The organism is Pedobacter sp. GW456-11-11-14-TSB4 (assembly GCF_059424425.1).
In genome coordinates, this window is sequence record NZ_JBWKZK010000001.1 from 1,198,326 (window position 1) to 1,211,286 (window position 12,961).

Genomic DNA, 12,961 nt, shown 5'->3' on the forward strand with positions numbered 1-12,961 from the left:
ACAGAGTTATTAAGCGCTTTAGATTTTTTAGGCATTAAAAAGGCCCAATAAAGGGCCTAATATTATTTTGAACAGGTAAAGTTTATAACTTGGTGATTGTCTTTTTTGGTACAATTTGAGTTGTTGTAGTCAAATCAGGATTGGTATTTGCTTTGCCCAAAACCGAAGTAATACTCGAAATTACACCAGCAATATCAGATAAATCTGCAGGTACAATCATTGTGTTATTGGTTTTAGCCAATTTACCGAACTCATTTAAATATTGTTCTGCAACACGTAAGTTAACGGCATTCATTCCGCCTTCTGCATTAATAGATTTAGCAATTTCGGTAATACCTTTTGCCGTTGCAATAGCTACCATTTCAATTTCTGATGCTGTACCACTCGCTTCGTTAATTTTACGTTGTTTTTCACCTTCAGATCTTGCTATTGCTTCTTGTTTATCACCTTCGGCACGGTTAATTTTTGCCATTTTATCACCTTCCGATTCTGCAATTACGGCTCTTTTCTCTCTTTCGGCACGCATTTGTTTTTCCATCGCATCTCTAATGGTTTGTGGCGGAGAGATGTTTTTTACCTCATAACGAGACACTTTAATGCCCCAAGGCTCACTGGCTTTATCTACTGCATTAACAATAGTTCCGTTAACAGTTTCTCTTTCTTCAAATGTTTTATCTAGTTCCATTTTACCGATAACACTTCTCATCGTGGTTTGTGAGATTTGAATAACGGCGAAACGATAATTATCTATCCCATAAGATGCTTTCTGCGGATCCATCACTTGCAAATACAATACTCCATCAACCTCTACAGCAATGTTGTCTTTGGTAATACAAATTTGTGGTGCCACATCTATAGCTTGCTCTTTAAGGTTTTGTTTATAGGCAATTTTATCAATAAAAGGGATAAGAATGTGAAAACCAGCTTCTAGCGAACGGCTATATTTACCCAATCTCTCTACAATAAAAACTGATCTTTGTGGTACTACCTTAAAAGTAGATAGGAAGGCTACTAACACAAATAGAATTAATACGATTAAAATAATAGTTGATGACGTCATAGTTTTAGATTTGTTTTACAATTAATAAAATACTTCTAGTTTCGATAATTTGTACTTTTTGGCCCGGAACGATATAATCATCAGATTTTGCGTCCCAGCTGGTGCCTTTAAATTCAACTTTTCCGTTTTCTTGTGGAGTAATGGCTGTTTCGGCTAAAGCAATTTTGCCGATATATTCATCTTCGAGCACACGTGGGCCTTCTCTGTACATACCAAATTTGTCTTTTAGTACTTTTCTTAAAAGAATAACACTAACAATTGCAGTTATTAGGAAAATAATTAGCTGCATATTTAAGCTTATGTCTATAAAAAGAGTTAGTAAAGCAACTAACCAAGCCGCAATGCCAAAAAAGAATAAAATAAAACCCGGAACAATAAACTCAAGTAAGAAAAATATAAATCCTACAACGAACCAAAGTACGGTAATGTTCATAAATTCATCCATATTTAGATAGTTTGATTTGTTGTAAAATACTTAAAAAAACTGACACCACAAAAAAATGCCCAAGCTTTCGCAAGGGCATTTCAAATCTATTATTGTATTTATTATTCTACAACAGTTACTTTAATCATATTGGTTTTACCTTTTGCTTGCAACGGAATTGAAGCAGAGTTGATAATGATATCACCTTTTTTGATTAATTTATTTTTCTTCAATACATCATTTACATCAGCGATGGTGTCATCAGTAGTTTCAAACTTATCGTAAAAAAATCCTCTAACACCCCAAATTAAGCTTAAAGTGTTTAAGATATTTTTGTTACTTGTAAAAATAAAAATAGGTGCTTGTGGTCTGTGACTTGATAATTCAAAAGCAGTATAACCACTTGATGTCATAGAAACAATACCTACGGCACTAGTTTGTTTAGATAAGAAACAAGCCGAATCGCAAACCGCATCACTTAAAAAACTTTTCGAATTTTTATTTAAATGCTTTTCTACGTGGAAAGAATAGTTATTGTCTTCAATGTTCGAAATAATTTTCTGCATGGTTTCAATAACGATTAATGGAAACTCTCCAACAGAAGTCTCTCCACTTAGCATTACTGCATCAGCACCATCTAAAACTGAGTTAGCCACATCATTAACCTCTGCACGGGTTGGTCTTGGAGTAGTAATCATACTTTCAAGCATCTGCGTAGCAATAATAACAGGTTTAGAAGCTGCTCTACATTTTTTAACAATCATTTTTTGCAACAACGGAACTTCTTCCATTGGCATTTCAACTCCAAGGTCTCCACGAGCAACCATAATTGCATCAGAAACTGCAATAATTTCGTCGATATTCGCAATTGCCTCAGGCTTTTCAATTTTTGCAACAACTCTAGCAGTTTTACCTCTAGCCTTAATAATATCTTTTAATTCGATAATATCTTCAGCGTTACGCACAAAAGATAATCCAATCCATTCCACGTCATTTTGTAAAACAAACTCTAGGTTATTTCTATCTTCTGGAGTAAGTGATGGAATAGAAACTTTGGTATTTGGTAGGTTTACACCTTTTCTAGAAGTTAAAATACCGCCATGTACAATTTCACAAACTACTTCATCTTTGTAATTGGTTTCAATTACACGCATTTGTAATTTGCCATCATCTAAAAGGATAATTTCTCCTGCTTTCACATCTTGTGGAAAGTTTTCGTAAGTAATATAGATGCGCTCTTCATTACCTACGCATTCTTGGGTGGTAATAACGGTTCTAGCACCATTAACTAAGTGAATACCACCATCTTTAACAGTCCCAATTCTAATTTTTGGTCCTTGTAAATCGGCTAATATACCAACGTTATAATTATATTTTTTATTGATGCTTTTAATGGTATCTAAAACTTCTTGATGATCTGCCTGAGATCCATGAGAGAAATTTAATCTACAAACATCTAATCCTGCATTAAACATACTGTACAAAACGTCTGGTTTAGCCGATGCAGGCCCTAATGTGGCTACAATTTTAGTTCTTGAATGAAAAGGTTTCATTTATTAATTTGTTTATTGAAGATAAAACCAAAAAGCTCGAATTTATATAAAACAGCGTTGTTTTATCTTTTTGTTTAAATTATTTTCAGTTTGATATAAGAATCAAATATAGTGTATTTACTACACTAACGGTAAAAAATTTACATCACTAAATTTTCTTTCGACTTTAATTTGAGTGGGTCGATCTGTGCAGCTACCTGTATATCAGGTAGTTTGTTTAATCTTGTTAGGATAAAATTGAGATCTTCTTTGTCTATATATTGATGAATTATGATAAAAAAATCTACCTTATTCATTTCAGGAATTAAAAACCCTTCTGGATTTCTGTTGTTTACTAAATAATATTCGATTTCACCTTGTTCAACAAAATAATAAAACTTAGAAAATGCTAAAGGATCCTCATCAATATTATAGTAAACCTCGTGATCATCAGTCTTTTCGAAATCAAATTCTAAGGCTTTGTTTATTTTATGGCAGAGGATATAATCCTTTGCAGCAGCCGTTATGGCTATTAAAACAAAATCAAGGTCTAACGATAGTTTTAGGTAAGTTTTATTCAAATCGAAATATTTTTTTAGAAATACGAAATTATAAAACTAATTTTACATTAAGTTTGAAATAAAAACATTAAAATTGATTGAGAAATAAAAACATTTGAAATTGTTCAAATTTTATTTTTCTTTGCACAGAATTATTTAACCATTAAATTATAAAATTATGTCTGATATTGCTTCAAGAGTTAAGGCTATTATCGTAGAAAAACTAGGTGTTGATGAAAGCGAAGTTACGCCAGAAGCGTCTTTCACTAACGACTTAGGTGCAGATTCTTTGGATACTGTAGAATTGATTATGGAATTCGAAAAAGAATTCAATGTTGCAATCCCTGATGATCAGGCTGAAACAATCGGTACTGTAGGTCAAGCAGTTGCTTATTTAGAAAAAAACGTTAAGTAGTAAATACGCTTTACGTACAATACTTATAAATGGAACTAAAAAGAGTAGTAGTTACAGGTTTAGGTGCGCTCACTCCAATTGGTAATTCAACCCAAGAATTTTGGGATGGATTAATCAATGGTGTGAGCGGCGCTGGGCCAATTACTGGTTTTGATACTGAAAAGTTCAAGACCAAGTTTGCATGCGAGCTTAAAAATTTCAATCCAGAAGATCATTTGGATAAAAAAGAAGCCCGTAAGTTAGACCCTTTTGTACAATATGCGCTAGTTGCTACAGCAGAAGCTGTAAAAGATGGTGGCTATGATTGGGAGAAAATTGATACCAACAGAGTTGGTGTAATTTGGGGTTCTGGTATAGGTGGATTCAAAACTTTCCAAGAAGAAATGAAAACTTTCTTCCAAGGTGATGGAACTCCTCGTATCAACCCATTCTTTATTCCTAAAGTAATTATTGACATAGCTCCAGGTCATATTTCAATGAAATATGGTTTACGTGGGCCAAATTTTTCAACTGTTTCAGCGTGTGCCTCGGCAACAAACGCAATGATTGATGCTTTTAACTATATCCGTTTGGATATTGCTGACATTATTATTAGCGGTGGTTCTGAAGCCATCATTAACGAAGCAGGAATTGGCGGTTTTAACGCCATGCATGCACTTTCTACTAGAAATGATGATCCAAAAACAGCTTCGAGACCATTTGATAAAGACCGTGAAGGTTTTGTTGCCGGCGAAGGTGCAGGAACCATTATTTTAGAAGAGTTAGAGCACGCTAAAGCACGTGGTGCCAAAATCTATGCAGAAATTGTAGGTGGCGGTATGAGTGCAGATGCAAATCACATTACTGCGCCACACCCACAAGGTTTAGGTGCAAAATTAGTAATGGCAAATGCCCTACGTGATGCAAAATTAACTACTGCTGATATTGATTATATCAATGTTCATGGTACTTCTACTCCATTGGGTGATGTTAGCGAAAGCAGAGCAATTGTAGATTTATTTGGCGAAGATGCCTATAAATTAAACATCAGTTCTACTAAATCGATGACGGGTCACTTATTAGGTGCAGCAGGTGCTATTGAGGCTATTGCTACAATTTTAGCAGTTAAAAATGACATCGTTCCTCCAACAATTAATCACTTTACAGACGATCCTGAATTTGATCCGAAATTGAATTTTACATTCAACAAAGCTCAAAAACGTGTAATTCGTGCTGCTCAAAGTAATACTTTTGGTTTCGGTGGTCACAATGCATCTGTAATTTTCAAAAAATACGAAGGTTAATCTAAAAAACTATCTTTGTTGATAATTTGATTGTATATTAGATTATACTTGTATGCCTTTATTTTTTGTAAATTAAATTAATGCCATTTTTCGATTTATATAAGCTTTATTTATCGCCGCACAAAGAGTTTGTAGTTAAACTCAAGAATATACTGGGATTTGTGCCCGGTAATGTTGTGCTGTACAGAATGGCTTTTAGACATCGTTCTGTGGCAAAAGTTTTAAAAAACGGAAGTAGAAGCAGCAACGAAAGGTTAGAATTTTTAGGAGATGCCATTTTAGGATCTGTAATTGCAGAGCTGTTGTTTAAAAGTTATCCTTATAAAGAGGAAGGTTTTTTAACAGAAATGCGCTCTAAAATTGTAAACAGAGCTAATCTTAATCAATTGGCCCGCAAAATGGGCTTCGATCAATTGATTGTATTTGATCAAAAAACAGTTAGTGTGCAAAGCAAACATCATTCTATGTTGGGTGATGCTTTTGAAGCGTTAATTGGAGCGATTTATCTAGACAAGGGTTATAATTTTACCAAAAATTTTCTGCTCAAACGTATTGTAAAACCTTACATCGATATTCATACTTTAGAGATGACGGAAACGAATTTCAAAAGTAAATTGATAGAATGGTGCCAACGCCATGGTAAAGATATTTCTTTTGATATGGTGCAAAACGGTGAAGGTGAAAGCGCTAAACTATTTACCATCCATGCCATAATTGATAACGAAAATCATGGAATAGGTAGAGATTACAACAAGAAAAACGCAGAAAAGTTAGCTGCAGAAAAAGCTTGTGAGTCGCTGGCTATTTAGTTAAAAGAAGCAGACTAATAAACCATAAACCGCTGACCGATAATTGATTTATTTTTCCTTCAATGTATCAGTATACTGTTTATAAGAATCTTTAATCCACTTTGTGGCATCATAAACTGTCCAGTTTTTGGCTTTATCGTAAGCTGGGCGATAATTAACCATAAAGTTTTCTAATTCTTTTCCTTCTAAACCCGTATTTTTATTAATAGTGCTTTTGTTAAAAAGTTGATCTACCTCATTATTCTGTAATTCGGTTACGTACATTTTATTAAATCGGCGAGCATTGTTAGGCGTGCGGCCAACTAATTCATAAAGTGCAGTTAATGGCGTAAAAAAATATGATAACAAAGGTGGTTTGCCCGCATAATAGGATCCTTTATCTCTAAAATCTTGTCTAATTGCGTCTAAGGTTTGTTTTTTACTTTGGCCATTAATTACCACCTCATTTAAAGTAGTTTCACTTCTATTTAAATTTACAATTATGTCTTTGGTATCTAAAATAGGTAATGTCTTATCTCTAAATCCCCTTTTCGAAATAATTAATGTGTCACCAACTTTGGCTCTAATTTGAAACAAACCCATATCGTTGCTACCAACGCTGTATTTATTACGAGTATTGTAAACTTCGGCCAATGCCAATCTAATTTTGGCTCCGTTTTCTAAAATTGCACCGTTTAGCATAAATTCTTGCGCTATAACTGGAGAAGCGGCAAAAATAGAAGCGAAAAAAATGAATAAAAGAGTTAATCGAGCCATCTCGTAACAGAGTTAGATTTTAATTTTGTAAACTTAAGGATTGTTTACTATTGATTTAAGTTAAAAAACGTTAATTGATGAGGAAAGTTTTAACTGCATTGTATCTTTTATATGCTGCGTTAATTTTTGTTGGACTAATGCTTATTGTACTTCCCTTGGTTTTAATTGCTTCGGCGGTGTTCAATGCCAGTAAGAGTAAAAAATTAATTCTTTTCTTTTTAAGATGCTGGGCTTGGGCTTTTAGTATTCCATCTTTCTTTTGGGTAAAAACGATAAATCAGCATATCATCAATCAAAAATTACCTCATATTTATGTGGGCAATCATGGTTCATATTTAGATGCAATTGTAGTTTGCTTAAGTATACCCCAATATTTTAGTCCGCTTGGTAAAATAGAAATGACTAAAATCCCCGTGTTCGGGTTAATTTACAAGCGGATTGTAGTTTTAATTGATCGAAGCAGCAAAGAAAGTAGAGAGCAATCTGTTAATGCTTTAAAAGCAGATTTAGCCAAAGGCGAATCGATATTGATTTTCCCAGAACGCACAATGAATAAAACACACCAGCATTTAAGTGAGTTTTACGATGGCGCTTTTAGGATAGCTATTGAAACGCAAACCACTTTAATGCCTTTTGTTATGATCAATAACAGAGAGTTATTGCCACGTATAAATCCTTTAAAAGCACATCCGGGTATTATTAAAACTGTTTTTATCACCCCTGTGGATGTTAAAGGCCTTACTTTGGCAGATTTACCTAACTTAAAACAAAAGGTATTTGATTTGATGGAAGAAGCTATTTTAAAATATAGCTGATGCCAAATGGGCAAGCCTTTAACCTTTTGCCTTTTAACGCTCTACCTTTTTTACTATCTTTGCACATGATAAAATCAATGACAGGCTTTGGCTTGGCGGCTACTGATTATGAAAACGTTAAGTTTGCCGTAGAGATCAAATCTCTAAACTCTAAATTTTTAGAGTTGAATTTAAAGTTACCTAGAGCATATTCAGATAAAGAACTTTTATTGCGTAATGTATGCAGTAAAGATATTGAGCGTGGTAAAGTAAATGTTGCTATTAATATTGAACGTAGCGACGATACCCAAAAAGGCGCTACGATAAACACTAAACTCTTAACAAAATATTATAAAGAGCTAGAAGAAATTAATGCTTCATTAGGCGCACCAAGCTCTGCAAATTTATTGCAAACCGTGTTAACCTTTCCTGAAGTTATTACTTATACCGAGGAGCAGGCTGATGAAAACGAATGGAATGTTTTGCACCAAACATTTTTAAAAGCGCTAACCAACTTTAATCAGTTTAGAGAGGATGAAGGTAAAGTTCTAAGAACAGATTTAGAGCTCAGGATACAGAATATTTTAGATTTTTTTGCAGAAATAGACAAACTTGCACCTCTAAGAGTGCCGCAGGTTAAGGCTAGATTATTGCAATTTTTAGAAGAAACCGTAGGTAAAGTAAATTACGATCAAAATAGACTAGAGCAAGAGCTAATTTATTACATCGATAAGTTAGATATTACTGAAGAAAAAACCCGCTTAAAAAGTCACTGCGATTATTTTATGGAGACTTTAAAAAGCAAGGATGCTAATGGTAAAAAGTTAGGTTTTATCTCTCAAGAAATTGGTAGAGAAATAAATACGATGGGAGCTAAAGCAAATGATGCCCACATACAGCAATTGGTTGTTGGTATGAAAGAAGAATTAGAAAAAATTAAAGAACAACTATTAAATGTGTTATAAAAGCTTAAAGCTTAAAGCTCAAAGACTAAAGCTTTGGACTTTCAGCTTTGGTCTTTAGTCTCAAAAATATGAAGGAAGGCAAACTCATTATATTCTCTGCACCATCAGGAGCTGGTAAAACCACTATTGTTAGACATTTGTTAAAGAAATTTCCGCAATTAAGCTTTTCTATTTCTGCCACCACTCGCGAATTAAGAGGAAGTGAAACCCACGAAAACGATTATTATTTTATTAGCAAAGAAGATTTTTTGCATAAAATTGCGCATCAAGAATTTGTTGAATTTGAGGAGGTTTACAGTGGCACCTTTTATGGAACATTACGTTCGGAAATACAACGCATTTGGGATGAGGGCAAGCACGTAATTTTTGATATTGATGTAGAAGGTGGCTTACGTTTAAAAAGAAAATATGAAGATGATGCTTTAGCAATTTTTGTGCAGCCACCATCTTTAGAAGTGCTAAAAGAACGCTTAACAGGAAGAGGAACTGATAGCAAAGAGAAATTACAAGAACGGTTTATAAAAGCAGAAAAAGAACTTTTGTACGCTGATAAGTTTGATATTGTTCTTAAAAACCATGATTTAAGCACCGCTTGTGCAGAGGCCGAGCAAATAATCGGTAAATTCCTTTCAGGAGGCAAATAGCAGTTTTCGATTTCCAGTTTTCAATTTTGGATTCATAACCCATATCTTTAACTAACATTGATTTGTTTATGGGAGACTTTTATGACCTTTTGGCTTACAAAAAATCATTTGAATTGGCGATGTCAATTTTTGAACTCAGTAAATTTTTTCCAAAAGAAGAAATGTACTCATTGACAGATCAAATTAGACGTTCTTCGAGATCAACAAATATATGTTTAGTTGAGGCCTACCGTAAAAGAAGATATAAAGCTCATTTCATAAGTAAGCTAACGGATAGTGATATGGAAAATAGCGAAACAAAAGGTTGGCTTAAATTTGCGATCGAGTGTAAATATTTATCTCAAGCGAAATACGATGAGCTTGTTCTACAAAGTGATGCAGTTGGCAAACTTTTAAATCACATGATGAACAATCCTGAAAAATATGGCGTTCTATAATTTATCCTCCAAAACTGAAAACATTAAATAGTTATGTCTTTTGAGCAGCCTATACCGAAAACCGAAAACCGAAAACCGAAAACTGGCCTTTTTTTCGGTTCTTTTAATCCTATACATATTGGGCATTTGGTAATTGCCAATTATATGGCATCATTTAGTGAGCTAAAAGAAGTTTGGCTAGTTGTTTCTCCCCACAATCCATTAAAGCTTAAAAGTGGCTTAGCCAACATGTATGATCGTTTGGAGATGGCTAAGCTAGCGACAGAAAATGCACCGCAAATAAAAGTTAGTGATATAGAATTTAAACTTCCACAGCCATCTTATACCATAGATACACTTACACATTTACGTGAGCGTTACCCAGAAAAAGAATTCGTTTTAATAATGGGAGCGGATAATTTGGTATCGTTAAAAAAATGGAAAAACTACGAGTTGTTATTGCAAGATTATCACATTTACGTATATCCCAGACCAGGTGCGGATGTGGGCGAATGGCAAAATCATCCATCTATTACCTTTACAGATACCCCAGAAATGGAAATCTCATCAACCTTTATCCGCAAAGCGATTAAAGAGAAAAAGAATGTTCAATTTTTTACGCCAGATAAAGTTTTAGAATTTATCGATAAAAAAAATATGTATGGATAGTCTTAATTCTGTTTGCTGACGCCAACGGCAATGGATATCAGTTAAACTTTATAAATCAAAAATACTGTTGGCTTTTTGTGTAAATCTATTCTCTCACCTTTCCAAGCGCCAACAGTCATAGTTTTTATAAATTCGTTTTCGCCATTAATGTTACACGCTACACAAAGCTGAGTGCTGCCACTGCAATTTTTTAATACATCTTCAAACAAATGGTTGTTTCTAAAAGGCGTTTCCATAAACAATTGCGTTTGCTTATTTTTTTGCGATAGCGCTTCTAGTTCCTTAATTCGCTTTGCTCTATCAGTTTTATCAATTGGTAAATAACCGTGAAATGTAAAGCTTTGTCCGCTAAAACCAGACGCCATTAAAGCCTGTATCATCGAATTAGGGCCAACCAATGGCACAACTTTAATTCCACGTTTATGTGCTTCAGCTACAATTTCTGCACCCGGATCTGCAACACCTGGGCAACCTGCTTCACTCATTAAGCCTACATCAATGCCAGACATTAATTGCGTAAAATAAGGGACTAAAGAGTTTCCACGTTTGTGTTTGCCAAAATCATGTATCAATAATTCACTTTGGGGCGTTTTTAATCCAGCTTCTTTTAAAAACTTACGAGCTGTTTTTTCATTTTCAACAATGTAAGTTTTAATTACATTGATAGTATCAATTAAAAATGGAGTGTAAGATTTATTCTCGGCATTTTCTGCCAATGGTACGGGTATTAAAAACAAGGTGCCTCTTTGCATAGCAATAAATTAAGCTACAAAAGTAAGGTTTTAACGTAACAACTAATACTTTTAAAATTTAGTAAAGGTTTTGCAAAACAGTTGCTCGGCAAAATTGTTTTAATGGGTTTTGCAAATTGTAGCAAATTTAGTTCTGTCCGACTTATTTATCACACATCAATTAGATTGATAAAGTAGTCCGTTTAAAACACTTAATTGTCAAGAAATGCGTTAAAAACGATAATTGACAAACATTGAGGTTTTACGATTAATCCTTTTATAAAAATGGTGTTCAAATTGATATACACAAAGCGTTAGGTTAATTATAAATTTAAAACACATACAAAATGAAAACCATGATCAAAATGCCGGCACTGCTGGTAGGTCTCATGCTCCTTTTCGTTGGAACCACACAAACAGCAAAAGCACAGCAAGAAGACGTTTCACTTCAATCGTTTTACGATGAACTTTCTCCCTACGGAACTTGGATTCAAGATCCGCAGTATGGATACGTTTGGCGACCAGATGTAGACCAAGATGAGTTTAGGCCATATTACACCAATGGTAGATGGGCAATGACAGAGTACGGTAACACTTGGGTAAGTAATTATGACTGGGGTTGGGCACCATTTCACTACGGTCGTTGGGTTTACAACCGTTACAACAACTGGGTTTGGTTACCAGATACCGTTTGGGGACCAGCTTGGGTAAGTTGGAGAAGTGGAGGTGGACAATACGGTTGGGCACCTTTAGGACCTAGCATTAACATCGGGATAAATATTGGTAGAGGCGGATATAGAGTACCAGATATGTGCTGGAATTTTATTCCTTATAACAACATCTATATCAATAACTTCCCACGTTATAATTATGGTAGAAACAGAGTTTATATCCAAAATACGGTAATTATTAATAATACCTATGTTCGCAACAATAGAACTTATTATACCGGGCCAAGGGTTGATGATATTAGAAGACACACCAATCAAAATGTAACTGTTTACAATGTAAATAGAAGCAGCAGACCAGGTGCATCTAGAATTGATAACAATTCGGTAAATATTTATAACCCTCGTCCGAGCAGAGGTTCTGTAAGCAACGCACAAGCTGCACCACGAAATGCAGTACAAGGCAGTATTAACCGTGGAGAAATTGCAGGTAGAGGTGGAAGTGTAACTTCGGCAAGAGGAGATAGAGGAAATACGAATGGAGGCTTTAACCAAGGTGATAGAAATGGAATGAGCGGTAGAGGTGATGCAAATGTTTCGAGCCGTCCATCAAGAGTAGAAGGTAACGCTATAGAGGGAAGAGAAAACGGTAGAGTAGGCGTTACGCCAAACCAAGATAGAGGTGCGGTGGGACAAAGACCTAGTACTTTTGAAAGAAGAGGCGAAAGCAATAATACTGTTAGAGATAACAGCAGAGTTGGTGTTACGCCAAACCAAGGTAGAGGTGCGGTTGGAGAAAGACCAAGTGTTTTCGACAGAAGAAGTGAGGGGAATGTACAATCGCCAAGAGTAGAAAGAGGACAAAGTGAAGCCCAAACTCCGCAAAGAGTTGAGCGAAGCAGAGAAATGCCACAACAAAGAATGGAACGTCCTCAGCCACAAGTAGAGCGCCAGCAACAAGCTCCACAACGTATGGAAAGATCACAATCTCAACCACAACGTGTAGAGCGTTCACAACCACAAAGAACCGAGCGTGCACAATCTGCGCCACAAAGAAGTTCTGGAGGTTCTGAAAGTAGAGGTAGTAGACCAGGAAGAGGTTAAATAAGTATATGTAATGAGAGAGTCGGTTTTATAATCGGCTCTTTTTTTATGTAAAAAGGTTTGTAAAGCTACTAAAGTTCAGCTGTTAAAGTTTAGCCCTGCTATCCATTGCAAGCCTCATTCGTGCCTCA

The 12,961-nt window shown here is 35.0% G+C and carries 15 protein-coding genes; 9 read left to right on the plus strand and 6 right to left on the minus strand.

The window, feature by feature from the left end; all coding sequences use genetic code 11:
- Positions 1 to 82: 82 nt before the first annotated feature.
- From AC07XU_RS05390 to AC07XU_RS05405, 4 genes are all read right to left on the minus strand, one after another.
- A complete protein-coding gene (locus tag AC07XU_RS05390) occupies positions 83 to 1,060 on the minus strand; it encodes an SPFH domain-containing protein (protein WP_494942594.1) in 978 nt (325 codons plus the stop codon).
- A 4-nt stretch (positions 1,061 to 1,064) separates the two neighbouring features.
- Positions 1,065 to 1,493: an NfeD family protein gene (locus tag AC07XU_RS05395; protein WP_494942595.1), complete on the minus strand. Its 429-nt coding sequence runs from the start codon at positions 1,491 to 1,493 to the stop codon at positions 1,065 to 1,067.
- A 113-nt stretch (positions 1,494 to 1,606) separates the two neighbouring features.
- The gene (gene pyk / locus AC07XU_RS05400) at positions 1,607 to 3,037 is read right to left on the minus strand and encodes a pyruvate kinase (RefSeq protein WP_494942596.1); all 1,431 of its coding nucleotides are present in this window, start codon (positions 3,035 to 3,037) and stop codon (positions 1,607 to 1,609) included.
- 140 nt (positions 3,038 to 3,177) lie between these two features.
- Complete coding sequence (locus AC07XU_RS05405; protein ID WP_494942597.1) at positions 3,178 to 3,597, minus strand: IPExxxVDY family protein; 420 nt, start codon at positions 3,595 to 3,597, stop codon at positions 3,178 to 3,180.
- Positions 3,598 to 3,754: 157 nt separating this feature from the next.
- Between AC07XU_RS05405 and AC07XU_RS05410 the strand changes: the two genes are divergently transcribed.
- From AC07XU_RS05410 to rnc, 3 genes are all read left to right on the plus strand, one after another.
- Positions 3,755 to 3,991, plus strand: coding sequence for an acyl carrier protein (locus AC07XU_RS05410; protein WP_031266521.1), 237 nt, complete (start codon positions 3,755 to 3,757; stop codon positions 3,989 to 3,991).
- Positions 3,992 to 4,020: 29 nt separating this feature from the next.
- Positions 4,021 to 5,274 carry a beta-ketoacyl-ACP synthase II gene (fabF, locus tag AC07XU_RS05415; RefSeq protein WP_494942598.1) on the plus strand — a complete coding sequence of 418 codons (1,254 nt, stop codon included), beginning with the start codon at positions 4,021 to 4,023 and terminating at the stop codon, positions 5,272 to 5,274.
- 80 nt (positions 5,275 to 5,354) lie between these two features.
- A complete protein-coding gene (gene rnc / locus AC07XU_RS05420; protein WP_494942599.1) occupies positions 5,355 to 6,083 on the plus strand; it encodes a ribonuclease III in 729 nt (242 codons plus the stop codon).
- Positions 6,084 to 6,131: 48 nt separating this feature from the next.
- Here the strand turns inward: rnc and AC07XU_RS05425 are convergent, their stop codons facing one another.
- A complete protein-coding gene (locus tag AC07XU_RS05425) occupies positions 6,132 to 6,839 on the minus strand; it encodes a hypothetical protein (RefSeq protein WP_494942600.1) in 708 nt (235 codons plus the stop codon).
- Positions 6,840 to 6,916: 77 nt separating this feature from the next.
- On the opposite strand from AC07XU_RS05425, the gene AC07XU_RS05430 reads away from it, so the two are divergent.
- The 5 genes from AC07XU_RS05430 (at position 6,917) to nadD (ending at position 10,327) form a co-directional block, all read left to right on the plus strand.
- Positions 6,917 to 7,654, plus strand: a complete 738-nt coding sequence (locus tag AC07XU_RS05430; protein ID WP_494942601.1) for a lysophospholipid acyltransferase family protein — start codon at positions 6,917 to 6,919, stop codon at positions 7,652 to 7,654.
- 77 nt (positions 7,655 to 7,731) lie between these two features.
- The gene (locus AC07XU_RS05435; protein ID WP_494942995.1) at positions 7,732 to 8,598 is read left to right on the plus strand and encodes a YicC/YloC family endoribonuclease; all 867 of its coding nucleotides are present in this window, start codon (positions 7,732 to 7,734) and stop codon (positions 8,596 to 8,598) included.
- A gap of 68 nt (positions 8,599 to 8,666) precedes the next feature.
- A complete protein-coding gene (gmk, locus tag AC07XU_RS05440) occupies positions 8,667 to 9,242 on the plus strand; it encodes a guanylate kinase (protein WP_494942602.1) in 576 nt (191 codons plus the stop codon).
- 68 nt (positions 9,243 to 9,310) lie between these two features.
- On the plus strand, positions 9,311 to 9,679 hold the full coding sequence (locus tag AC07XU_RS05445; RefSeq protein WP_494942603.1) for a four helix bundle protein: 369 nt from the start codon (positions 9,311 to 9,313) through the stop codon (positions 9,677 to 9,679).
- Positions 9,680 to 9,712: 33 nt separating this feature from the next.
- Positions 9,713 to 10,327, plus strand: a complete 615-nt coding sequence (nadD, locus tag AC07XU_RS05450; RefSeq protein WP_494942604.1) for a nicotinate (nicotinamide) nucleotide adenylyltransferase — start codon at positions 9,713 to 9,715, stop codon at positions 10,325 to 10,327.
- Between the two features lie 41 nt (positions 10,328 to 10,368).
- Here nadD and AC07XU_RS05455 read toward each other — a convergent pair whose 3' ends face one another.
- Entirely contained in the window at positions 10,369 to 11,079 is a 711-nt protein-coding gene (locus tag AC07XU_RS05455; protein WP_494942605.1) for an SAM-dependent methyltransferase, read from the minus strand.
- Positions 11,080 to 11,405: 326 nt separating this feature from the next.
- Here AC07XU_RS05455 and AC07XU_RS05460 point away from each other — a divergent pair, with 326 nt between their 5' ends.
- Entirely contained in the window at positions 11,406 to 12,830 is a 1,425-nt protein-coding gene (locus AC07XU_RS05460) for a DUF6600 domain-containing protein (RefSeq protein ID WP_494942606.1), read from the plus strand.
- Positions 12,831 to 12,961 lie beyond the last annotated feature (131 nt).